The 24,006-nt window shown below is 65.3% G+C and carries 17 protein-coding genes; 11 read left to right on the top strand and 6 right to left on the bottom strand.

Annotated features, from left to right (window positions below; translation table 11 throughout):
• The first annotated feature begins 204 nt into the window (after positions 1–204).
• The 6 genes from LMF57_RS09495 to LMF57_RS09470 all read left to right on the top strand — a co-directional run bounded on the left by LMF57_RS09495 (position 205) and on the right by LMF57_RS09470 (position 7,203).
• Positions 205–2,469: a methyl-accepting chemotaxis protein gene (locus tag LMF57_RS09495; RefSeq protein ID WP_229291286.1), complete on the top strand. Its 2,265-nt coding sequence runs from the start codon at positions 205–207 to the stop codon at positions 2,467–2,469.
• Between the two features lie 32 nt (positions 2,470–2,501).
• Positions 2,502–3,371, top strand: a complete 870-nt coding sequence (locus tag LMF57_RS09490) for a CheR family methyltransferase (RefSeq protein WP_032975462.1) — start codon at positions 2,502–2,504, stop codon at positions 3,369–3,371.
• Positions 3,368–3,964, top strand: coding sequence for a chemoreceptor glutamine deamidase CheD (cheD, locus tag LMF57_RS09485; protein ID WP_025878962.1), 597 nt, complete (start codon positions 3,368–3,370; stop codon positions 3,962–3,964). Before LMF57_RS09490 ends, cheD begins: the two co-directional genes overlap by 4 nt.
• Positions 3,961–5,034, top strand: coding sequence for a chemotaxis response regulator protein-glutamate methylesterase (locus LMF57_RS09480; RefSeq protein ID WP_099783897.1), 1,074 nt, complete (start codon positions 3,961–3,963; stop codon positions 5,032–5,034). Before cheD ends, LMF57_RS09480 begins: the two co-directional genes overlap by 4 nt.
• A gap of 87 nt (positions 5,035–5,121) precedes the next feature.
• A complete protein-coding gene (locus tag LMF57_RS09475; protein WP_229291285.1) occupies positions 5,122–6,717 on the top strand; it encodes a hypothetical protein in 1,596 nt (531 codons plus the stop codon).
• A gap of 129 nt (positions 6,718–6,846) precedes the next feature.
• A complete protein-coding gene (locus tag LMF57_RS09470; RefSeq protein WP_229291284.1) occupies positions 6,847–7,203 on the top strand; it encodes a hypothetical protein in 357 nt (118 codons plus the stop codon).
• A gap of 115 nt (positions 7,204–7,318) precedes the next feature.
• On the opposite strand, the gene LMF57_RS09465 is transcribed toward LMF57_RS09470, so the two are convergent.
• The 4 genes from LMF57_RS09465 to LMF57_RS09450 form a co-directional block, all read right to left on the bottom strand.
• Positions 7,319–9,094 (bottom strand): WG repeat-containing protein, encoded by a 1,776-nt coding sequence (locus LMF57_RS09465; protein ID WP_229291283.1) that lies wholly within the window; start codon positions 9,092–9,094, stop codon positions 7,319–7,321.
• Between the two features lie 113 nt (positions 9,095–9,207).
• Positions 9,208–11,799: a bifunctional aconitate hydratase 2/2-methylisocitrate dehydratase gene (acnB, locus tag LMF57_RS09460; RefSeq protein WP_229291282.1), complete on the bottom strand. Its 2,592-nt coding sequence runs from the start codon at positions 11,797–11,799 to the stop codon at positions 9,208–9,210.
• 39 nt (positions 11,800–11,838) lie between these two features.
• Complete coding sequence (locus LMF57_RS09455; RefSeq protein ID WP_008267153.1) at positions 11,839–12,237, bottom strand: type II toxin-antitoxin system VapC family toxin; 399 nt, start codon at positions 12,235–12,237, stop codon at positions 11,839–11,841.
• 6 nt (positions 12,238–12,243) lie between these two features.
• Complete coding sequence (locus LMF57_RS09450; RefSeq protein WP_006364928.1) at positions 12,244–12,468, bottom strand: AbrB/MazE/SpoVT family DNA-binding domain-containing protein; 225 nt, start codon at positions 12,466–12,468, stop codon at positions 12,244–12,246.
• A 299-nt stretch (positions 12,469–12,767) separates the two neighbouring features.
• On the opposite strand from LMF57_RS09450, the gene acnA reads away from it, so the two are divergent.
• Positions 12,768–15,521, top strand: coding sequence for an aconitate hydratase AcnA (acnA, locus tag LMF57_RS09445; RefSeq protein ID WP_099842411.1), 2,754 nt, complete (start codon positions 12,768–12,770; stop codon positions 15,519–15,521).
• Positions 15,522–15,839: 318 nt separating this feature from the next.
• Here acnA and LMF57_RS09440 read toward each other — a convergent pair whose 3' ends face one another.
• Both LMF57_RS09440 and LMF57_RS09435 read right to left on the bottom strand, forming a co-directional pair.
• Positions 15,840–16,295 carry a hypothetical protein gene (locus LMF57_RS09440; protein WP_208083269.1) on the bottom strand — a complete coding sequence of 152 codons (456 nt, stop codon included), beginning with the start codon at positions 16,293–16,295 and terminating at the stop codon, positions 15,840–15,842.
• 97 nt (positions 16,296–16,392) lie between these two features.
• Entirely contained in the window at positions 16,393–17,943 is a 1,551-nt protein-coding gene (locus tag LMF57_RS09435; protein ID WP_229291281.1) for a BCCT family transporter, read from the bottom strand.
• Positions 17,944–18,113: 170 nt separating this feature from the next.
• On the opposite strand from LMF57_RS09435, the gene betI reads away from it, so the two are divergent.
• The 4 genes from betI (at position 18,114) to LMF57_RS09415 (ending at position 23,941) form a co-directional block, all read left to right on the top strand.
• Positions 18,114–18,704 carry a transcriptional regulator BetI gene (betI, locus tag LMF57_RS09430; protein WP_025878951.1) on the top strand — a complete coding sequence of 197 codons (591 nt, stop codon included), beginning with the start codon at positions 18,114–18,116 and terminating at the stop codon, positions 18,702–18,704.
• A 41-nt stretch (positions 18,705–18,745) separates the two neighbouring features.
• Positions 18,746–20,218 (top strand): betaine-aldehyde dehydrogenase, encoded by a 1,473-nt coding sequence (gene betB / locus LMF57_RS09425; protein WP_208083267.1) that lies wholly within the window; start codon positions 18,746–18,748, stop codon positions 20,216–20,218.
• Between the two features lie 101 nt (positions 20,219–20,319).
• Entirely contained in the window at positions 20,320–22,002 is a 1,683-nt protein-coding gene (gene betA, locus LMF57_RS09420; protein ID WP_229291280.1) for a choline dehydrogenase, read from the top strand.
• A gap of 262 nt (positions 22,003–22,264) precedes the next feature.
• The gene (locus LMF57_RS09415; protein ID WP_117310330.1) at positions 22,265–23,941 is read left to right on the top strand and encodes a long-chain fatty acid--CoA ligase; all 1,677 of its coding nucleotides are present in this window, start codon (positions 22,265–22,267) and stop codon (positions 23,939–23,941) included.
• The last annotated feature ends 65 nt before the right edge of the window (positions 23,942–24,006 follow it).

Genomic DNA, 24,006 nt, shown 5'->3' with positions numbered 1-24,006 from the left:
GCCGTTGCCGTTGCTGTTGCTGTTGCTGTTGCTGTTGCTTCAAAAGCCTGCCGCAGGCAGCGCCGCAGCCGCCGCTGCAAACGAACCTGAATACGTTCGAACAGCCCATCTCAATCCCCCGCCCCCGCGGCCGATAACGGTCATGTCACCGCTGCTCCCGACCAGCACCGGCGCCTCCACCCACCACCACCCGGGTACTGCTCGATGAATCTCCTGCATCGCTGGCAACACTACTTCAGCAATCTCTCCGTCCGACGCAAGCTCAATCTGCTCACGCTGCTGATCGCACTCGGCGTGATCGCGCTCTCGGTGATCGCTGCCCGCATGCAGTACCTGGACCTCAATGAAACCCGCAAGTCGTCGTTGAAGACCCAAGTTGAACTGACATACGGCATCCTCGACCACTACCACGGGCTGGCCGCCAGCGGCGAACTCACCGAACCCGCCGCCCGCCAGGCCGCGCTCGACGCGCTGGCGCGCATGCGCGCCGACAGCGATACGTATTACTACAGCGTCTACGACACGAACTACCGCGTGCTGATGCATCCGTTCCGCAAGGACCTGATCGGCAAGGACATGAAGGACTTCCGCTCCGAGGACGGCGTGCAGCTGTTCCACGACCTGGTGGAAGTGGCTCGCAAGGGTGGTGGGGTGGTCTCCTACAAGTGGGCCAAGGCCAACAGCGAAGGCCTGTACGACAAGGCGTCCTACGCCGGCCTGTTCAAGCCCTGGAACTGGGTGGTCAGCAGCGGCGTATACATGGATGACGTGCAGCAGCAGGCACTGGTCTTCACCGCCATCATGACCCTGGCCGGCGGCATGCTGGTGCTGATCGTGCTCGCATTGAGCTGGGTCATCGGCAACCGCATCGCACGCCCGCTGAAGCAGGCCACCGCCGTGGCCGAAGGCATCGCCGGCGGCAAGCTCGACAGCCACATCGGCCCGCAGCCGCATGACGAAACCGGTCGCCTGCTCGAAGCCATGTCGCGCATGCAGCAGCAGCTGCACGCGGTCATCAGCGGCCAGCGCGAGATGGCGCGCCGCCACGATGGCGGTGAACTCAGCTACCGCATCGATGCCAGCAGCTTCCCCGGCGAATACGGGCTGATGGTGCAGGAAACCAACGCGCTGGTCGGCAGCCACGTGCAGACCCTGCACGATGTACTGCACGTCGTGCAGCAGTACGCCGTGGGCGACCTCAGCAGCGACATCGCGCGCTATCCGGGCGAAAAGGCGGCGATGACCACCACCGTCGACACGGTCAAGGCCAACCTCGGCCGCATCAACGCCGAGATCAAGCAGCTGGCCAGTGCCGCCGCCGCAGGCGACTTCAGCCAGCGCGGCGACGCACAGCGCTTCGATCATGATTTCCGCACCATGCTGGAAAACCTCAATGCCATGATGGCCGTCAGCGATGACAACCTCGGCAAGCTCTCGCAGCTGCTGTCGTCCATTGCCGACGGCGACCTGACGGCACGCATGCACGGTGACTACCAGGGCGTGTTCGCCCGCATGCGCGACGATGCAAACGCCACGGTCAGCCAGCTGACCCAGATCGTCGGCCAGATCCAGGCCAGTGCCTCCAGCATCACCCTGTCGGCCGGTGAAATCGCCTCGGGCAACAGCGACCTGTCGCGCCGTACCGAACAGCAGGCCGCCAATCTGGAAGAAACCGCCGCCTCGATGGAGGAACTGACCTCCACCGTGCGCCAGAACGCCGAGCATGCGCGCCAGGCCAACCAGCTCGCCATCGGTGCGCATGGCGTGGCCTCGCAGGGCGGTGAAGTGGTCGGCCAGGTAGTCACCACCATGTCGGCCATTGAAGCCTCCTCGAAGAAGATCGCCGAGATCATCTCGGTCATCGACGGCATCGCCTTCCAGACCAACATCCTGGCGCTCAATGCCGCAGTGGAAGCGGCCCGTGCCGGCGAACAGGGCCGTGGCTTCGCCGTGGTCGCCAGCGAGGTGCGTACCCTCGCCCAGCGCTCGGCCGCCGCCGCCAAGGAAATCAAGGGGCTGATCGACGACTCGGTCGGCAAAGTCAATGATGGTTCGGCGCTGGTGCACAAGGCCGGCGCCACCATGGGCGAGATCGTCGCCTCGGTGCAGCGCGTGACCGACATCATGGCCGAGATCTCCGCCGCCTCGCAGGAGCAGTCCGCCGGCATCGAGCAGGTCAACCAGACCGTGGTGCAGATGGACGAAACCACCCAGCAGAACGCCGCGCTGGTGGAAGAAGCCACCGCTGCAGCACGGGCGATGGAGGACCAGGCCGCACAGCTGGCCGACGCCGTAGCGATCTTCCGTCTCGACAACCAGGTCGCGGTCGCAGTGAAGGCGGTGACCGCCAAGGTCGCGCCGGCGCCTGCCAGCGCTGCGCCGTCGCGGCCGCTGTCGACGCCCGCACCGATCCGCCGTACCCACTCCAGCACCGTCGTCTCCAACGACGGTGACTGGCAGGAATTCTGATCCTCGCGGCGGCTTCGGCCGCCGCCCCGCCGATGGACACGTCACCCGTGCAGAGCCCTACCCCCATCGTCAGCGGTACGCGCGAATTCGAATTCGCCGACCGTGATTTCCGCCGCGTCTGCGACCTGATCTACCAGCGCGTGGGCATCGCCCTCGCCCCGGCCAAGCGCGACATGGTGTACGGACGCCTGTCGCGCCGCCTGCGTACGCTGGGCATGCGCAGCTTCCAGCAGTACCTGGACCACCTGGAACAGGGTGATGGTGACGAGTGGCAGGCATTCACCAATGCGCTGACCACCAACCTCACTGCGTTCTTCCGCGAGCCGCACCATTTCGACAAGCTGCGCGAAGAGCTGCAGCAGCGCAACGGGCGCGGTCCGCTGCTGTTGTGGTCGTGCGCCGCCTCCACCGGCGAAGAGCCCTACTCGATGGCGATCACCGCCTGCGAAGCGTTCGGCACCCTGAAGCCGCCGGTACGCATCGTCGCCACCGACGTCGACACCCAGGTGCTGGCCACCGCCGGGCGCGGCGTCTACAACATCGACCGTGTCGCCGGCCTCGATCCGGACCTGCGTCGCCGCTATTTCCAGCGTGGCAGTGGTCCCAACGAAGGCCAGTGCCGCGTGCTGCCGGCGCTGCGCGAGCTGATCGAATTCCGCCCGTTGAACCTGCTGGCACCGCGTTACGACGTCGGCGGCCCGTTCGATGCACTGTTCTGCCGCAACGTGATGATCTACTTCGACAAGCCGACCCAGCGCGCGATTCTTGGCCGCCTGGTCAACCACCTGGCCGACGACGGCCTGCTCTATACCGGCCACTCGGAGAACTACCTGCACGCGGCCGATCTGATCCAGCCCTGCGGCCGCACCCTGTACCGTCGTGCGGCAAAGGCCGGCGCATGAACGCATCACTGCGTACCGACGATGTGATGCGCTACCAGGACGCACGCTTCAAGACCATCGCCGCCAAGCTGCTGCCAACCCAGTACCTGGTGGTGGATGACACCACCGCACTGACCACTACGCTAGGCTCCTGCGTGGCGGCTTGCCTGCGCGACCCGGTACTGAAGATCGGCGGCATGAACCACTTCCTGCTGCCCGAAGGCAACGCCGGCGACGGCGCGCCCGCACGTTATGGCAGCTATGCGATGGAACTGCTGATCAACGACATGCTCAAGCGCGGCGCCCACCGCAAGCGCATCGAGGCGAAGGTGTTCGGCGGCGCCAACGTGCTGAAAGGCTTCACCAGCAATCCGGTAGGTACCCGCAACGCCGAATTCGTGCGCCAGTACCTGCAGGCCGAACACATCCCGATCCTCGCCGAGGACCTGTGCGGCATCCATCCACGCAAGATCTGGTTCTTCGCCGATACCGGCCGCGTGGTGGTGCAGCGCCTGCCGCACGCCCACGAAGCCGAAGTCGCCGCGACCGAATCGGCCGTGCGCGCACGCCTGTCCAAGGCCCCGGTCACCGGTGGCGTGGAGCTGTTCGAATGACCCTGACCGGCAACGCCCCCTGCCGGGTCCTGATCGTCGACGACTCCGCCGTCGTGCGGCAGATGCTTACCGAGATCCTGTCCAGCGATCCGGCCATCGACGTGGTCGGCACCGCCGCCGACCCGCTGCTGGCCCGCGAGAAGATCAAGCGCCTGGCCCCGGACGTGATCACCCTGGACGTGGAAATGCCACGCATGGATGGCCTGGCGTTCCTGGAAAACCTGATGCGCCTGCACCCGCTGCCGGTGGTGATGATCTCTTCGCTGACCGAACGCGGCGCCGATACCACCCTGCAGGCACTGGGCCTGGGCGCGGTGGACTTCGTGTCCAAGCCCAAGCTCGACGTGGCCCGCGGCCTGCAGGGCTATGCCGATGAAATCATCGCCAAGGTGAAGATGGCTGCGCGTTCCCGGGTGCGCCCGCTGGTACGCGTGGCCACGCCGAAACTCACGCTGGACGCAGCACCTGCCGCGCGCCCGGCAGCAACGCAGTTCCGCACCACCGACCGCCTGATCGCCATCGGCTCGTCGGCTGGCGGTACCGAAGCATTGCGCGTGGTGCTGGAAGGCATGCCCGCCGACGGTCCGGCCGTGGTGATGACCCAGCACCTGCCCGCCAGCTTCAGCACCGCCTTCGCCGAACGACTGGACCGTCACTCGGCAATGGCCGTGCGCGAAGCCAGCGACGGTGAAGCGGTGCTGCCCGGCCACGCCTACCTGCCTCCGGGCGGCAAGCACCTGCGGATCATCCGCGACGGTGCGCGCTGGCGCTGCCGTGTCGACGATGGTCCTGCGGTGAACCGGCACAAGCCGGCGGTGGACGTGCTGTTCCGCTCGGTGGCACAGAGCGCGGGCGGCAATGCCATCGGCGCGATCCTCACCGGCATGGGCGACGACGGTGCACGCGGCCTGCTGGAAATGCGCCAGGCCGGCGCGCCGACGCTGGTGCAGGACGAGGCGACCAGCGTGGTCTGGGGCATGCCCGGCGCGGCCTTCAAGCTCGGCGCCGCCGAAGAACAGGTGCCGCTGGAGCGCATTGCCGAACGACTGCTGGCGCTGGCCCGCGGCTGACCGACCACAGCGCCGCAGCGCTTCATCCCGTCTTTCAAACGCCGGGCCCGGAGGGGCCAGCTGTTTCGTTCTTCAAGGAGCTTCACCATGGCCCAGCGCCGCTTCCCCACCCGAACCTCGCTGCTGACTGCCGCGCTGCTGGCCCCGCTGGCGGCCACGTCTGCCGCACAATCAGCACCGCCGCACACACCACCCGTCGCTGCCACCGCCACCGCTACCACCACCGACCACCCTGCCCCCTGGACTGATCGCGTACAGATCCAGAGCGGTCCGGCCGGCGCGCTGAAGCGTATGCACGCACCCGACGTGGCGCTGCGCATCGTCACTCCCGATGACAGCGAGGCGCTCACGCCTAAGGGGCTCGCGCTTCTCTTCAGCGGCAACGAGCCGGACTACTTCCAGCGTAACAACCTGCCCGGCAGCATCATCGAAGGACAAGCCAGTCCCGCCATCACGCTGATGCCAAACGTGGCCAAGGCGCTGGTGGGCGGCTACTTCCGCTATGCACCCGACGCGCTGCCCGCGCAGACCAGTACCCTGCGCTTCAGTGCAGACACGTGGGCACTGGTGCACCAGGGCAACACGCGCAAGGATCCCCTCTACCGCCTCAACCATTCCAGCACCATCGAGCAGCGGCGTGCCGACGGTACGCTGGCGGAAATCATCAGCTGCAATGACAGTGACAACCGCGCAACCCTGGAAGCATGGCAGGCCGATGATTACGCGCGGCTCAAAGGGGCCGCGCAGATGATCACGATGAAATGCATCGAGAAGCTGGTCAAGAGGATCCCCGCAATGTACCCGCGCCCGTTGGCCGCTGAAGATGTCAGCGCCTATGCTGACGGCGCCGCTCCCCCGGCACGGGTGCGCGTCTACGCAGCCTTGGGGCGCACCACCACCCTGTACACCGATGCCGCCTGCCGCGAGGATTACCGCGACAGGATCGACGTCAAGTACAACAACGCCGGCGACAAAGGCGTGCTCGGCATCCCCGTCACGGAAACCCTGCGCAGCAAAGAGAACGAGCGGTTTTCCACGCTCAGCTACCAGGAATACGAAGTACCCGGTGGCAAGCCGCTGATCTTCGAGGCACGCTTCGACGCAAGCAGTCGCGTGTACTGCGACGGCAAGCTGTCAGGTCAGTTCGTGGCCAGGCCCGGTCAGGATTACGAAGTGGAATTTGAAGTGGCCGACAAGATCTGTCGGCTGCATATCCGCCAGGTGCATGCCGACGGCAGCATGACACCGCAGCAGACGCGGCCAACCCCCACGATCTGCGAGGGCACCCGCGCGCCGGTGCGCATCGAACCGCGGCAGGAAATGCAGGTCCTGCTGTTCACCCCGGGCAGGCTGCAGATCCAGGACACCACGCAGAACAGTGCGCCGCAGCAGCTGAGCGACGACGCCAGCGCCAACGCCGCACTGCAGCAGGTGCTGCAGCAGGCCAGCAGCGCCCCCGGTACGCGGTTGTGCATCGTGACGCCCGGCAGCACCTACAGCAGCCCACTGCGCGACGCGCTCTGGAACCGGGTGCTGGAGTCGCCACAGGCGCTGCCCAGTCTGTGGCTGGAGGCTGCCGCAGTCACTCCGTCGCACAGCGCCGCAGCAGGCGCCCAGGTCGACCTCGCCACCGCCATGACCCACTGCAAGGCCATCCCGATCAAGGAATTCGCCGCGTACTGATGGCCGTGCAACACGGGCGGGATGGGTCATGTCATCCCGCCTGCGTGTCGGCCGCGGTGCCGGCATGGGCCGGATGTGCTTTCATTGCAGCAACGCATAACGGATGCTGCGCGTGTCGACACGGATGTGGTGGAAAGCCCACCTGCTGGCCCTACTGGTGTCGGTGCCCGTGGTTCCGGCCGTCGCCAGTGGCGACCTTTCTACTTCGAGGCCCAGCACGGCGAGATATTCTTCACGCTGATGATGCTCGGCCGTGAGGACCCCGGCGAAGTAAACGTCAGCTGGAAGGGCCCATCGATTGCGGAGGTACCGAATGTTCGCCGCCGGTACTACATCGAATTCAACCGCGCCAAGCGGCGGGCCTACGTCCGCCCGCTCACCCGCGACGGCCTGCCCTGGTTCGAGATGGACGTCTCCGGCGGGCGCCGCAACGTGCTGTTCGCCGGCCAGCGCCTGCAGGGCACGGCGGACTGGACCATCCAGTAACAAAAAGCCCCCGGCTTGCACCAGGGACTTTCATCTCAACAGTATTCTCACCCGCTCGGGTAGCGCCGGGCCATGCCCGGCGTGATCTTCAATCCGCGTCAACCTGCCCCGACTGTCATCTGGGGCTCGGTCGCAAGCTCGCCAGAACGGATCGGTCAGGCTTCATCAGCTCCAAGGTCCGGTCTGCCTTCAATATCTCAAATAGACCATCCGCGCGATGATGAATCGATAGGATTCTCTGCTCAAACAGCATTGTTCCTGTGTCTGGATCAAGAAGATTAACCGTAACATCACCGGCACTGTTTCGCTCACGCACGAAAACCAAGCCATTCGAAACACTCACGTAGCCGTAGCGTGGCGCCAGCCTCCACCGCCCCGACCCATCCAGAAGCCCCCAGCGACCATGCAGTGAGAGGGCGTAGGCCCTCGTTCCATCCGCCAAGAGCGCCGGTGAGGGATCATTCGGCGTGAAATCAGCTAGCGCATTACCGCGCAGATCGAGTATGTGATACCCCGGGTCATACCCCGGCTGTTCGAATGCCGCGATCAGATTCGCACCCAGCGGCTCGATCCGTGGGTAGCGAGGAGGAATCAGCCAAGCGCCCCTGGCATCTATTACACCCCATCCTCCATCGGCTTGGGCCAACAGCAGTTGGTCATCCAGTCCTGCCGCGGTTTGAAAAGGCGCAAGTCGGTAGTACAGGGAAGACGAGATGCTGCCATCATCCAGCATCATGAAACGCACCCCCGCTTCGCCGGGCTTTTGATACTGGACCATCCTGCGGTTCAACGGATACAGGCCTGCAGTGTGTTGCGCAGAGCGCAGCGATCCATCCAGGCCTACAACGTATTCATCATCTTCCGAACTGAAGATTACATAGCCCACGCGTTCGGCGAACTCATCGGTCTTCATACAGTTGCCTGCAGGCGTCGGAAATATCGAACCCGCGCGCGTGAAGTGCAGGCACTCGCCGTCCTCGGTGACCGCCGAAAGCAGGTACCCACCTATTCCAAACTTGAACCGATATCGCCCCATCGGCGCCACTTGCACCCCGTGGGGATCCAACACGGTGTCGTTCCCGGCTTGGGTGGCGAGCGCGAAACCCGACCTGTTGAAGGTCATCCGGTCGTAGTCCTGGCGGCCTACGCCTGCCAGTGATCGATCGACCAGGCCGAAGTGCACACCATCCCGCGAAGCGATGGCAACTTCCGCATCATCAATGGCAATAAAGTCATTGAAGACTGGACCGGACTTGCCCTTCGCATCAAGGAAACTGGTCCTGCAACGTCGCCTTTCCTCGCTGCAGATTTCGACAGCCGGGCTTCCAGCCCAGGCCGTCGAGCGCAGAAGATCCTTTTCTACCACTACCGTAAAGCGCCGAACCAAGCGGCCCCGTCCATCAAAGAAATCTATGCGTTTACGTACATCGGGCTCGTTCTGCAGCAACACCTCAGCCTCAATCAGCCCGTTGCCATGCGTCTGTACATGATCGTAGTGTCCTTTCACGACGACGCGTCCTGCTGAATTGATGACTCCCCAGTTCGTGCCACTTTTGAAGACCGCTGCCCCATTCTCGAACCCACGGATGTACTCCATTCCCCGATGCTCGGCCAGTCGTCGGCCCGTGCCATCCAGCACCACGCAGCGACCCTCATGACAGAGGCCGTGGCGTGTAGTGCTATCGAAACGTGGCGGCGGTTCGATGGGCTGTGGCATTGCGGGCGCCGGCGTTGCGCCTGCCGATGGCGCAATGGTCAAAAGTACAGAAGCCAATAGAATGCCCAGAGCCTGGGTGGTGACGGTACGGCGATGCGTAGGGCAGGAAGTCAGCAGAAATGAGCGGCGCATCTCAGTCGAGACCGAAGAGGGGGCATCCACGGTAGGCGCCATGCATCTCCACAGAAATACAACTTCTACGAAAGTGCTCCGTCCACAAAAAACCCCCGGCTCTCACCGGGGGTTCTTCGTTTCAACGGGCTGCCGGCCAGCGGCCGGCACTACCCTCAGGCGGCGACCGTGTTGGCCACGTCCTGGTATTCCTCGATCTGGTCGAAGTTCATGTAGCGATAGATCTCCGCGCCGCTGGCGGCGATCACACCCACATCGGCCATGTACTCTTCCTTGGTCGGGATGCGGCCCAGGCGCGAGCAGATTGCCGCCAGTTCCGCCGAACCCAGGTACACGTTGGTGTTGCGGCCCAGGCGGTTCGGGAAGTTGCGGGTCGAGGTCGACATCGCGGTGGAGCCTTCGCGGATCTGCGCCTGGTTGCCCATGCACAGCGAGCAGCCCGGCATTTCCATGCGTGCGCCGGTCGCGCCGAAGGTGCCGTACACGCCTTCCTTGGTCAGCTCGGACGCATCCATCTTGGTCGGCGGGGCCACCCACAGGCGGGTCGGCAGGTCACGCTTGCCTTCCAGCAGCTTCGCAGCCGCACGGAAGTGACCGATGTTGGTCATGCACGAACCGATGAACACTTCGTCGATCTTGGCGCCAGCGACGTCGGACAGGGTCTTCACGTCGTCCGGGTCGTTCGGGCACGCCACGATCGGCTCGTGGATGTCGGCCAGGTCGATCTCGATGACGGCGGCGTACTCGGCGTCGGCATCCGGCTCCAGCAGCTCCGGGTTGGCCAGCCACGCTTCCATCTTCTCGATGCGGCGCTGCAGCGAGCGCGGATCCTGGTAACCCTCGGCAATCATCCACTTCAGCAGCGTGATGTTGCTGGTCAGGTACTCGATGATCGGCTCCTTGTTCAGGCGCACCGAGCAGCCGGCCGCCGAACGCTCGGCCGAGGCATCGGACAGTTCGAAAGCCTGTTCGACCTTCAGTTCCGGCAGGCCTTCGATTTCCAGGATGCGGCCGGAGAAGATGTTCTTCTTGCCAGCCTTGGCCACGGTCAGCAGGCCCGACTTGATCGCGTACAGCGGGATTGCGTTGACCAGGTCACGCAGGGTCACGCCCGGCTGCATCTTGCCCTTGAAGCGCACCAGCACCGACTCCGGCATGTCCAGCGGCATCACGCCGGTGGCAGCGGCGAAGGCGACCAGGCCCGAACCGGCCGGGAACGAAATGCCCACCGGGAAACGGGTGTGCGAGTCGCCACCGGTGCCGACGGTGTCCGGCAGCAGCATGCGGTTGAGCCAGCTGTGGATCACGCCGTCGCCCGGGCGCAGCGAAATGCCGCCACGGGTGGAGATGAACTCCGGCAGGGTGTGGTGGGTCTTGACGTCCACCGGCTTCGGGTAGGCCGCGGTGTGGCAGAACGACTGCATCACCAGGTCGGCCGAGAAGCCCAGGCAGGCCAGGTCCTTCAGCTCGTCGCGGGTCATCGGGCCGGTGGTGTCCTGCGAGCCCACCGAGGTCATCTTCGGTTCGCAGTAGGTGCCCGGGCGCATGCCCTTGCCTTCCGGCAGGCCACAGGCGCGGCCGACCATCTTCTGTGCCAGCGAGAAGCCCTTGCCGGTGTCGGCCGGCTGCACCGGCAGGCGGAACAGGTCGGTCGGGGCCAGGCCCAGCGCTTCACGCGCCTTGCCGGTCAGGCCACGGCCGATGATCAGCGGAATGCGGCCACCGGCACGCACTTCGTCGAACAGCACTTCGGACTTGACCTGGAACTCGGCGATCACTTCACCGTTCTTCAGTGCCTTGCCTTCGTACGGACGCAGCTCGACCACATCGCCGTGCTCCATCTTCGACACGTCCAGCTCGATCGGCAGCGCGCCGGCATCTTCCATGGTGTTGTAGAAGATCGGGGCGATCTTCGAACCCAGGCAGACGCCACCGGCGCGCTTGTTCGGGATGTACGGAATGTCATCGCCGGTCCACCACAGCACGCTGTTTGTGGCCGACTTGCGCGAGGAACCGGTGCCGACCACGTCGCCGACATAGGCGACCAGATGGCCCTTGTCCTTCAGCGAGAGGATCTGCTGGATCGGGCCGCGCTTGCCATCTTCTTCCGGGGTGAACGGCGCGTCGTCGCGCTTGTTCTTCAGCATCGCCAGGGCGTGCATCGGAATGTCCGGGCGGGTGGTCGCGTCCGGTGCCGGCGACAGGTCGTCGGTGTTGGTTTCGCCCGGCACCTTGAACACGGTGACGGTCAGGCTCTGCGGCACTTCCGGATTGCTGGTGAACCACTCGGCATCGGCCCAGCTCTGCAGTACGGCCTGGGCGTTGGCGTTGCCCGCCTTGGCCTTTTCCTGCACGTCGTGGAAGGCATCGAACACCAGCAGGGTCTTCTTCAGCGCGTCGGCAGCGATGGCGCCAACGCTGGCATCGTCCAGCAGCTGCACCAGCGGCGCGACGTTGTAACCGCCCAGCATGGTGCCCAGCAGTTCGGTGGCGCGCTCGCGGCTGATCAGCGGGTTCTGCTCGCTGCCCAGCGCGATCGCAGCCAGGTACGAGGCCTTGACCTTGGCCGCGTCATCGACGCCGGCCGGTACGCGGTGGGTCAGCAGGTCGAGCAGGAACTCGGCCTCGCCCTGCGGCGGGTTCTTCAGCAGTTCGATGACATCGGCCGTCTGCTGCGCGGTCAGCGGCAGGGGCGGGATGCCAAGCGCAGCGCGCTCGGCGACGTGGTGGCGGTAGGCTTCCAACATGACAACTCCCGGGTAATACGATTTGAGGATTGGACGGGCTCAGGCTTGCGGCACGATCAGCTTCAGGCCCTTGAAGTAGTCGCGGTAAAACGTGTCGTTCCAGGTGATCAGGCCATCGCACTGCAGCAGTGCGTGGGCGCCAACCATGAATTCATCCAGGCTGCGGCGGCTGCCGCTGCGCTGGCGGTGACGGCGGTGCATCTCGCCAGCGCGCAGCGCCGACTTGGCTTCCATCGGGTTGAAGTGCACGCCCATTTCTTCCAGCGCTTCGAGCACCTCGGCACCGCCGCGGAGCGATGCGCAGACCTCAGCCAGGGTCGCGCCGCAGACCACCACGCGGCCACCCACCAGGCTCTGCCTGAGGATGGCCTCCACGGCATCGGCCTGCGGACCATTGCTGAGCAGCTCGACCAGCACCGGTGAATCAACGGCGATCATCACGGCTTATTCCTCGTCGCGCACCGAACGCACGGCGGCGTCGGAGGATTCGAAGCCATCCAGCGCGAACTTGCCGCGTGCCCGTGAAATGGCATCGTCAACACTCTTGCGCAGGATGATGCGGCTGCCATCCAGTTCGACCTTCAGCAAGGTGCCCTTGGTCAGGCCGAGGGCATCACGCACCGCCTTGGGCAGGGTGATCTGTCCGCGTTCTGCAACAGTGGCTTCCATCGGTAGGCCCTCCAGAGTATGCACAAATTATACATACTCCCCCGGGCATACTTCCACCCTGAACCGGCTCGGTGCTTTGCCAGCCGTTGTCTCGCAATGGACCGGCCACAAACGTGACATACGCCATACACCTTCCCCTGTAGTCTGGAACCAATGCCGCCGGCCGGTACCCGGCCCGGGTGAATCCATTCAGTTCGGGGTTCATACTGGGAAGACCGGGGCCACCAGGCCCGCGGCGACCGCAAGCAGGCCCGTCCAGGCGGGCCACTGCAAGCCATCCGCAAGAGGAGTCATCCCGCATGAGCGATTCGTTCTCCACCCGCAGCCAGCTGGACGTCGGCGGCAAGACCTACGACTACTTCAGCCTGCCCAAGCTGGGCCAGCGCTTCGACATCTCCCACCTGCCCTACTCGATGAAGATCCTGCTGGAGAACCTGCTCCGGCACGAGGATGGCGGCGTCACCGTCGGCAAGGACCACATCGAAGCCGTCGCCCGCTGGCAGCCCAGCGCCGAACCGGACACCGAAATCGCCTTCATGCCCGCGCGCGTGGTCCTCCAGGACTTCACCGGCGTGCCCTGCGTGGTTGACCTGGCCGCGATGCGCGATGCGGTGGTCAAGCTGGGCGGCCGCCCCGAACAGATCAATCCGCTGATTCCCTCCGAACTGGTCATCGACCACTCGGTGCAGGTGGATGTATTCGGCAAGCCCGACGCCCTGGACCTCAACGGCAAGATCGAATTCCAGCGCAACCAGGAACGCTACGGCTTCCTGCGCTGGGGCCAGAAGGCCTTCGACAACTTCAAGGTGGTTCCGCCCAACACCGGCATCGTCCACCAGGTGAACCTGGAAAACCTGGCCCGCGTGGTGATGACCGCGGACAAGGACGGCAAGGCCGTTGCGTATCCGGATACCGTGTTCGGCACCGACAGCCACACCACGATGATCAACGGCATCGGCGTGCTCGGCTGGGGCGTGGGCGGCATCGAAGCCGAGGCGGCCATGCTCGGCCAGCCTTCGTCGATGCTGATTCCGCAGGTGGTCGGCTTCAAGCTGACCGGCAAGCTGCCCGAAGGCGCCACCGCCACCGACCTGGTGCTGACCGTCACCCAGATGCTGCGCAAGCTCGGCGTGGTCGGCAAGTTCGTCGAGTTCTACGGTGATGGCCTGCAGCATCTGCCACTGGCCGACCGCGCGACCATCGGCAACATGGCCCCCGAATACGGCGCCACCTGCGGCATCTTCCCGATCGACAACGAATCGCTGACCTACCTGCGCCTGTCCGGCCGCAGCGAAGAGCAGATCGCCCTGGTCGAAGCCTATGCCAAGGCGCAGGGCCTGTGGCACGACGCCAACAGCCCGCATGCGCAGTACAGCACCACGCTGGAACTGGACATGGGTACGGTGAAGCCCTCGCTGGCCGGCCCCAAACGCCCGCAGGACCGCGTGCTGCTGGAAGACGTGCAGAAGAACTACCGCGACGCGCTGGTCGGCATGACCGCCAACCGCGACAAGCGCAGCGAGGATGTCTCCACCTTCGTCAATGAAGGCGGCGGCGCCGCAGTGGGCAACGAGCAGCTGGCCAAGGGTTACGCTGACATCGAGATGGATGGCAGGAAGGTGAGGCTGAAGGATGGTGCGGTGGTCATCGCCGCCATCACCTCGTGCACCAACACCTCCAACCCGGCGGTGATGATCGGCGCCGGCCTGCTGGCCCGCAACGCGGCCGCCAAGGGGCTGGACCGCAAGCCGTGGGTCAAGACCTCGCTCGGCCCAGGCTCGCGCGTGGTCACCGACTACCTTGAGAAGGCCGGCGTTCTCACCGAGCTGGAGAAGATCGGCTTCTACGTGGTGGGCTATGGCTGCACTACCTGCATCGGCAACTCCGGTCCGCTGCCGACCGAAGTCAGCGCCGGCATCGCCAGTGGCGACCTGGTGGTGACCTCGGTGCTGTCGGGCAACCGCAACTTCGAGGGCCGCGTGCACCCCGAAGTGAAGATGAACTACCTGGCCAGCCCGCCGCTGGTGGTGGCCTACGCCATCGCCGGCACCACCGACATCGACCTGACCACCGAACCGCTGGGCACCGGTAGCGATGGCCAGCCGGTGTACCTGCGCGACATCTGGCCGAGCAACAAGGAGATCGGCGACGTCATCGCCGCCACCGTCGGCCCGGAAATGTTCAAGCAGAACTACGCCGACGTATTCAAGGGCGATACCCGCTGGAACACCATCGCCTCGCCGGACGGTGACCTGTACGAATGGAGCGATGCATCCACTTACATCAAGAACCCGCCGTACTTCGATGGCATGACCATGCAGGTCGGCAGCATCGATGATGTCCACGGCGCACGGGTGATGGGCCTGTTCGGCGATTCGATCACCACCGACCACATCTCCCCGGCCGGCAACATCAAGAAGGATTCGCCGGCGGGCCGCTTCCTGCAGGAGCGCGGCGTGCAGCCGGCCGACTTCAACAGCTACGGCAGCCGCCGCGGCAACGATGACGTGATGGTCCGCGGCACCTTCGCCAACATCCGCATCAAGAACCTGATGTTCGGTGGCGAAGAAGGTGGCAACACCCTGTACTACCCGGGTAACGGCGGCCAGCCGGAAAAGCTGGCGATTTACGATGCGGCAATGAAGTACAAGGCCGACAAGGTGCCGCTGGTGGTGCTGGCCGGCAAGGAATACGGCACCGGCTCGTCGCGTGACTGGGCCGCCAAGGGCACCCTGCTGCTGGGGGTGAAGGCGGTCATCGCCGAGAGCTTCGAACGCATCCACCGCTCCAACCTGGTCGGCATGGGCGTGCTGCCGCTGCAGTTCCGCAACGGCGAAAACGCACAGTCGCTGGGCCTGGATGGCTCGGAAGTGATCGATGTCACCGGCCTGCAGGATGGCGCCAGCAAGCGCGCCACGGTCACCGCGACCAAGGCCGATGGCACGAAGAAGACCTTCGAAGTCTCGGTGATGCTGCTGACACCGAAGGAAGTGGAGTACTTCCGCCACGGTGGCCTGCTGCAGTACGTGCTGCGCCAGCTGGCAGGTCGCTGAACCCTTCCGTGGACCCAATGGGCGGAAGCCCGGCCCCCGCGCCAGCGCGGGGGCGCTGCGGAGGCGCGCGAACCCGTGGTTCGCAAGCGCGCCTCCTCGCCCACCACGGTGGCCTGCTGCAGTACGTGCTGCGCCAGCTGGCTGCACGTTGATCGAACGTACTGCGCAGGTAGAGCCAGGCCGCGCCCCATGAAAGGTGCGCGCCATCGTGGCAAGCGCATCGCCATGCGCGCGGAATCGGCCGCCCGGCAGTGGGCTTGATTCATGCCTGGCTGCAACACAGCGAAGGGCCGGACCCGCAGGGATCCGGCCCTCGCTTCATGGGCGGACCCCGTAGATCCGCCACGGCGCCCGGCTCTGGCCGACGTCATAGACCAGGCTGCGGAGTCCATCGGGCATGACCACCTCGCCTTCGGCCGCTCCCGTATTGAGCACCGTTATGACCATCTCGAACGCCGGATGTGGCGACTGGCCCACGCGCGAACAGGCAACGCCCCGCTCTTCGTAGTGCACCACCGGCGTAAAGCCGCCATCGCTGCAGGCCACCGCAATGAACCGGTAGCCCCGATCCTCGTCACTGCCGGGCATCAGCGCGTGTGCAGCATAGGACACGCGACCCTGGCCGCCAGCATAGGCAGGTACCTGGACACGGAAGTGGCCGATATCTCCGATCGCCAGCACCGGAAAATCCAGCTGGCGCATCGGCGGCGGCAGAGGTTCGGCGCCCGCCGAACCGGAGGCGATCAACAACAGACCACAGACACAGCGTTTCATCGGATTCTCCTGATTGCAGAGCCCCCTATGCTCGATCACCAGGGCCTGCGAGGTATCTAGGAATTCAATGAAACGAAGCCGATGAAATCCAATGTCATCACCGCCGCGGCGCGTCCGGATCGGTACGCAGCGCCTTCAGCAGGCCCCACATGTAGAACGCCAGGGTGAACGAGAACGGCAGGCCGCACAGCACCACCGCCGTCTGCATCGCGCTGAAGTTACCGGCCAGCAGCAGGCCGACGCTGGCCACGGTGATGCCCGCCGCCCAGAACACGCGCAGCCAGATCGGCGCGTCATGCCCATCCTCCACGCCATCATCGACACGCCGGGTGCACAGGTTGGCGATCATCAGCGTGCCCGAATCGACCGGGGTCAGGAACAACACGAAACCAATGACCACTGCCGCACCAGCGATGTACGGCGCCGCAGGCAAGTACTCCAGCAGCTTGAACAGGGTCATCGCCGCATCGTGCTGAGCCACTTGGCCCAGCACCGCCTGGCCGTGGTTCAGCACCAGGTCGATGGCGGTGTTGCCGAAGATCGACAGCCAGGCCAGCGTGAAACCCAACGGGATCAGCAGCACGCCCATGATCACTTCGCGGATGGTGCGGCCGCGCGAGATGCGCGCCACGAACAGGCCCACGAACGGCGCCCAGGCAATCCACCACGCCCAGTAGAACAACGTCCACGAGCCCATCCACTCACGCCCCTTCGGGTCGTTGAGGTACATGTCGAAGCTCTTGCGCACGAACGCGCCCAGGTAGTCGCCGGTGTTCTGTACCAGGCCATCGAACAGGTGCAGGGTCGGCCCGGTCACCAGCACGAACAGCAGCAGCAGGCACAGCAGGCGCACGTTGAGGTTGGACAGCCAGGCGATGCCCTTCTCCACGCCGGCAACCACGCCGATGGTGGCCACGACCATCATCACCAGCACGATGGCCACCAGCACCTGCGGCGTATCCGGGATGTGGAACAGGTAGACCAGGCCGGACTGCACCACCAGCGCACCGATGCCGAGGTTGGTGACCATCGAGATCAGTGTCGCCAGGATGCCGAAGCCATCGACCATGTCGCCGATGCGGCCATGGATGCGCTCGCCGAAGATCGGGTACAGCGCCGAACGCAGGGCCAGCGGCAGGTTGCGGCGGTAGGCGAAGTAGCCCAGCGCCACGCCGACCAGCGCGTACAGCGCCCAGCCATGCAGGCCCCAGTGCAGGAAGGTCAGCACCATCGCTTCGCGGCCAGCGGCGACGGTGCCGCCGGGCTGCCCGGGCGGGCTGAGGAAATGGTCGAGCGGCTCGTAGGCGCCGTAGTACAGCAGCGCGATGCCGATGCCGGCCGAGAACAGCATCGACACCCAGGCCACGTAGCCGAAGGCCGGCGATTCCTCGTTATGGCCCAGGCGGATGCGCCCATACGGCGAGAACGCCAGCCACAGCACGAAGCTCAGGCAGGCCACGATCAGCAGCATGTACCACCAGCCGAACGCCGCCGAGACCTCGGCCTGTGCCCATTGCAGCCAGTGCTCGCTGGCCTCCGGGAAGAACACGGTCAACGCACCGAGGATGCCGATGGAGACCGACGAACTGAAGAACACGAAACGGTTCAAGCGCAGGGGCGAGCGCTTGGGATGAGCCAGGGAAGACATGGGGTCGTCTCATCAGTCCAAGGGGGCACATGGGCGGGGCCGGACCGGAAACCGGGCCCATGGCGTGGGGGCGCGACGGGCATCGTAGGGTTTATTGATTGAACGTTCAATCAATAAAAAGTATGATCTTCACCAGCCCGGCATTCCGGGTCGCAATCCGTGGAGAGACAATGCCGAAGAAAGGCGTGGAACCGGTCCGCCGCGAGCAGCTGATCCGGGCCACTTTCCAGACCATCGACGAGATCGGCATGGCCGATGCCACCGTCGCCACCATCGCAAGGAAGGCCGGCCTGTCCAGCGGCATCGTCGCCCATTACTTCGGCGACAAGGACGGCCTGCTCAATGCGGCGATGCGGCAGATCCTGCGCGAGCTGAAGGCAGCCGTTGCCCGCTATCGCGACGCCGCCGCCGGCGACGCACGTTCACAGCTTCGCGCCATCGTCGATGGCAACTTCGACGACAGCCAGACCAACGGAACCGCCATGCGCGTATGGCTGACCTTCTGGGCCGCCAGCATGCATCAGCCGGAACTTGCGCGGCTGCAGCGCGCCAACGACCAGCGACTGTTCTCCAACCTCTGCCATCAGTTCAACCGCCAGCTGCCGCATGCACAGGCACGCCTGTCCGCACGCGGGCTGGCCGCGATGATCGACGGCCTGTGGCTGCGCGGCAGCCTGGTCGGTGGTGACTTCAACGCCGACAAGGCGCGCCGCATCGCCTACGGCTACATCGATTTCCAATTGCAGGCCAACGCGCCCTGAGCGCGCCACGACCCCGCCCCATCCCTTCCAGGAGCAAGCCGATGACCACCCTGCCCGTGCAACAGCTGTACATCCACGGCCGCCGCGTCGACGCCACCAGCGGCAAGACCTTCCAGACCGTCAACCCTGCCAATGGCCAGGTGCTGGCCGACGTGCAGATCGCCAGCCAGGCCGATGTCGAACGCGCCGTTGAAAGCGCCAGCGAAGGCCAGAAGGTGTGGGCAGCGATGACCGCCATGGAGCGCTCGCGCATCCTGCGCCGTGCCGTGGAGATCCTGCGCGAGCGCAACGACGAGCTGGCCCACCTGGAAACCCTGGATACCGGCAAGGCGCTGGCCGAAACCACCACGGTGGACATCGTCACCGGTGCCGACGTGCTGGAGTACTACGCCGGCCTGGCCACCGCCATCGAAGGCATCCAGCTGCCGCTGCGCGAATCGAGCTTCTTCTATACCCGCCGCGAGCCGCTGGGCGTGGTCGCCGGCATCGGCGCGTGGAACTACCCGATCCAGATCGCCATGTGGAAGTCGGCCCCGGCCCTGGCCGCCGGCAATGCAATGGTGTTCAAGCCGTCCGAAGTGACCCCGCTGACCGCGATCAAACTCGCCGAGATCTACACCGAAGCCGGCGTGCCGGACGGCGTGTTCAACGTCGTGCAGGGCCCGGGCCGCGAGATCGGCAACTGGCTGACCGAGCACCCGGTGATCGAGAAGATCTCCTTCACCGGCGGCGTGGCCACCGGCAAGAAGGTCATGGCCAGCGCCGCGTCCTCGTCGCTGAAGGAAGTGACGATGGAACTGGGCGGCAAGTCGCCGCTGGTGATCTGTGACGACGCCGATCTGGACCGTGCCGCCGACATCGCGGTGATGGCCAACTTCTTCAGTTCCGGCCAGGTCTGCACCAACGGCACCCGCGTGTTCGTGCCGCGCAGCATGCTGGCCGCGTTCGAAGCCGCCGTGGTGGAGCGCGTCAAGCGCATCCGCATCGGCGACCCGATGGCTGAACAGACCAACTTCGGCCCGCTGACCAGCTTCCCGCACATGGAAAACGTGTTGCGCTTCATCGAAAGCGGCAAGAGCGAAGGCGCGCGCCTGCTGACCGGCGGCGGTCGTGCCACCGACGGTGCCCTGGCCGACGGCGCCTATGTCCTGCCGACCGTGTTCTCCGACTGCCGCGACGACATGACGATTGTCCGCGAAGAGATCTTCGGGCCGGTGATGAGCATCCTCGCCTACGACGATGAGGATGAAGTAGTCCGTCGCGCCAACGACACCACCTTCGGCCTGGCCGCAGGCGTGGTCAGCAAGGACATCAGCCGCGCACATCGCATCATCCATCGCCTGGAAGCCGGCATCTGCTGGATCAACACCTGGGGCGAGTCGCCGGCGGAAATGCCGGTCGGTGGCTACAAGCAGTCCGGCGTTGGCCGCGAGAACGGCATCTCCACCCTCGGCCACTACACCCGCATCAAGTCGGTGCAGGTCGAACTGGGCGACTACGCCAGCGTGTTCTGATCGCCACGGCCTGAGCACCGCCCATCGTCCGGCCACCGCGCCGATCCGACATTCCGCCGGGACGCCTGCATGCAGCGCGTCCGGCCTGCAGGAGATCAACCATGAGCACCCATAACGAGTACGACTACATCATCATCGGCGCCGGTTCGGCCGGCAACGTGCTGGCCACCCGCCTCACCGAAGATGCCGATGTCAGCGTGCTGCTGCTGGAAGCCGGTGGCCCGGACTACCGGCTCGATTTCCGTACCCAGATGCCCGCCGCTCTGGCCTTCCCGCTGCAGGGCCGCCGCTACAACTGGGCGTACAAGACCGATCCCGAGCCCTTCATGAACAACCGCCGGATGGATTGCGGTCGTGGCAAGGGCCTGGGCGGTTCGTCGCTGATCAACGGCATGTGCTACATCCGCGGCAACGCGATGGACTACGACAACTGGGCCGGCATGCCGGGCCTGGAGGACTGGACCTACCTGGACTGCCTGCCCTACTTCCGCAAGGCCGAAACCCGTGACATCGGCCCGAACGACTACCACGGCGGCGACGGCCCGCTGCGCGTCACCACGCCCAAGGCCGGCAACAACGAACTGTTCGCGGCGATGGTCGAGGCCGGCGTGCAGGCCGGTTACCCGCGCACCGACGACCTCAATGGCTACCAGCAGGAAGGCTTCGGCCCGATGGACCGCACCGTCACGCCGAAGGGACGCCGCTCCAGCACCGCCCGTGGCTACCTGGATCTGGCCAAGCCGCGCCCGAACCTGACCATCGTCACCCACGCGCTGACCGACCGCATCCTGTTCTCGGGCAAGCGCGCGGTGGGCGTGCAGTGGCTGCACAACGACCAGCCGCAGCGCGCCACCGCACGCCGCGAAGTACTGCTCTGCGGCGGCGCCATCGCCTCGCCGCAGATCCTGCAGCGCTCCGGCGTCGGCCCGGCCGACCTGCTGCGCAGCCTGGACATCGACCTGGTGCACCACCTGCCCGGCGTCGGCGCCAACCTGCAGGACCATCTTGAGATGTACCTGCAGTACGAGTGCAGGAAGCCGGTCTCGCTGGCCCCGGCACTGAAGCTGTACAACCAGCCGGCAATCGGCGCCGAATGGCTGTTCCTGGGCACCGGCATCGGCGCCAGCAACCAGTTCGAAGCTGGCGGCTTCATCCGCAGCGATGCCGAATTCGACTGGCCCAACCTGCAGTATCACTTCCTGCCGGTGGCGATCAACTACAACGGCTCCAACCCGATCAAGGCGCACAGCTTCCAGATGCATGTCGGCTCGATGCGCTCGCCCAGCCGTGGCCGCATCCACGTGCGCTCGAAGGACCCGCGCGAAGATCCCAGCATCCTGTTCAACTACATGTCGCACGATCAGGACTGGCGCGAGTTCCGCTCGGCGATCCGGATCACCCGCGAGATCTTCGCGCAGCCGGCGCTGGCACCGTACAGCGGCCGCGAGATCTCGCCGGGCAGCGCGCTGCAGACCGACGCGCAGATCGATGCGTTCGTGCGCGAGCATGCCGAGACTGCCTACCACCCGTCATGCTCGAACAAGATGGGCCACGCCGATGATCCGATGGCGGTGGTCGACGGCCAGGGCCGCGTGCATGGCCTGGAAGCCCTGCGCATCGTCGATGCCTCGATCATGCCGCAGGTGGTCACCGGCAACCTCAACGCACCGACCATCATGATCGCCGAGAAGCTGGCCGATGTGATCCGTGGCCGCGCGCCGCTGCCGCGCAGCACGGCTGCGTACTACAAGGCCAACGGCGCGCCGGTGCGCAACAAGGGCTGAGCCTCCGGCCATCGGAATCATCCGCCGGGCATGGCCCGGCGCTACCAAGCGAGCTTTGCCTTCGGACGCCGGGCATGGCCCGGCGCTACCAGGCGGGCTTTGCCTTCGGTAGCACCGGGCCATGCCCGGCGGCTTTTGGCGCATACGGCCGCGCAGTGTCCACCCTCTTCGCGTTTTCCCTACGGGGCGGTATGCTGCGGAGAGCGGTTCTGGCGGATACTGTCCGCGCCGCACCCATCATTACGATTCCTGGAGGGGGAATATGAGTCTGGATCGTCCCTGGCTGCAGAGCTATCCGAAAGGCGTTCCCGCCGAAATCGACGTCAACGAGTTCCATTCGGTAGTTTCGGTCTTCGACGCCTCCGTCGCGAAGTACCGCGACCGACCGGCCTACTCCAGTTTCGGCAAGACCCTCACCTACGGTGAGACCGACGCCCTGGTCGAACAGTTCGCCGCTTACCTGCTGGGCGAGCTGAAGCTCAAGAAGGGCGACCGCGTCGCCCTGATGATGCCCAACTGCCTGCAGTACCCGATCGCCACCTTCGGCGTGCTGCGTGCCGGCCTGACCGTGGTCAACGTCAACCCGCTGTACACCGCGCGCGAGCTGAAGCATCAGCTGGTCGACGCCGGCGTGACCGCGCTGGTGGTGGTGGACAACTTCGGCGACACCGTCGAACAGGTCATCGCCGATACCCAGGTCAAGCAGGTCATCACCACCGGCCTGGGCGACCTGCTCGGCGCCAAGGGCACGATCGTCAACTTCGTGCTCAAGTACGTCAAGAAGATGGTGCCCAACTACCATCTGAACGGCGCGATCCGCTTCAAGCAGGCGCTCAGGCTGGGCAGCCGCCACACCCTGCCGAAGGTCGAGATCGACCATGACGACGTGGCGTTCCTGCAGTACACCGGCGGCACCACCGGTGTGGCCAAGGGCGCGATGCTGACCAACCGCAACCTGATTGCCAACATGCAGCAGGCCTCGGCCTGGATCAGCGCATCGGGCATCGAGATGGGCAAGGAATGGATCATCACCGCCCTGCCGCTCTACCACATCTTCGCGTTGACGGCGAACGGCCTGGTCTTCATGAAGTTCGGTGGCTGCAACCACCTGATCACCAACCCGCGTGACATGAAGGGCTTCGTCAAGGAGCTCAAGTCGGTGCGCTTCACTGCGATCACCGGCGTCAACACGCTGTTCAACGGCCTGCTCAACACCCCCGGCTTCGACACCGTCGATTTTTCCTCGCTGAAGGTGACCCTGGGCGGCGGCATGGCCGTGCAACGTGCAGTCGCCGAGCGCTGGAAGAAGACCACCGGCGTCACCCTGGTCGAGGCCTACGGCCTGACCGAGACCTCGCCGGCGGCCTGCATCAACCCGCTTACCCTGGCCGAGTACAACGGCTCGATCGGCCTGCCCATCCCTTCCACCGATGCCTGCATCAAGGACGACAACGGCAACATCCTGCCGCTGGGCGAAGTGGGCGAGCTGTGCATCCGCGGCCCGCAGGTGATGAAGGGCTACTGGCAGCGCCCGGAGGAAACGGCCAAGGCCATCGACGCCGACGACTGGCTGCACACCGGCGACATGGCGAAGATGGACGAGCACGGCTTCTTCTACATCGTCGACCGCAAGAAGGACATGATCCTGGTGTCCGGCTTCAACGTGTACCCCAATGAGGTCGAAGACGTGATCGCGATGATGCCGGGCGTGCTGGAAGTGGCCGCGGTCGGCGTCCCGGACGAGAAGTCCGGCGAGGTGGTCAAGGTGGTCATCGTCAAGAAGGACCCGAACCTGACCGCCGAGATGGTCAAGGAGCACGCCCGGGCCAACCTGACCGGCTACAAGCACCCCAGAATCGTTGAATTCCGAAAAGAGCTGCCGAAGACCAACGTCGGCAAGATCCTGCGTCGCGAACTGCGCGACACACCCGCTCAGTAAGGGTTTGCGGAAAGTTGAACGCGCTCGGGCCCGGGTCGGCAACGACCCGGGCCTTTTCGCATGCG

The sequence above is a fragment of the Stenotrophomonas sp. SI-NJAU-1 genome, assembly GCF_020883215.1.
Lineage (GTDB): Bacteria > Pseudomonadota > Gammaproteobacteria > Xanthomonadales > Xanthomonadaceae > Stenotrophomonas > Stenotrophomonas indicatrix.
The sequence above is the reverse complement of the archived record's forward strand: the minus strand, read 5'-3'. Positions and strand labels throughout refer to the sequence as shown.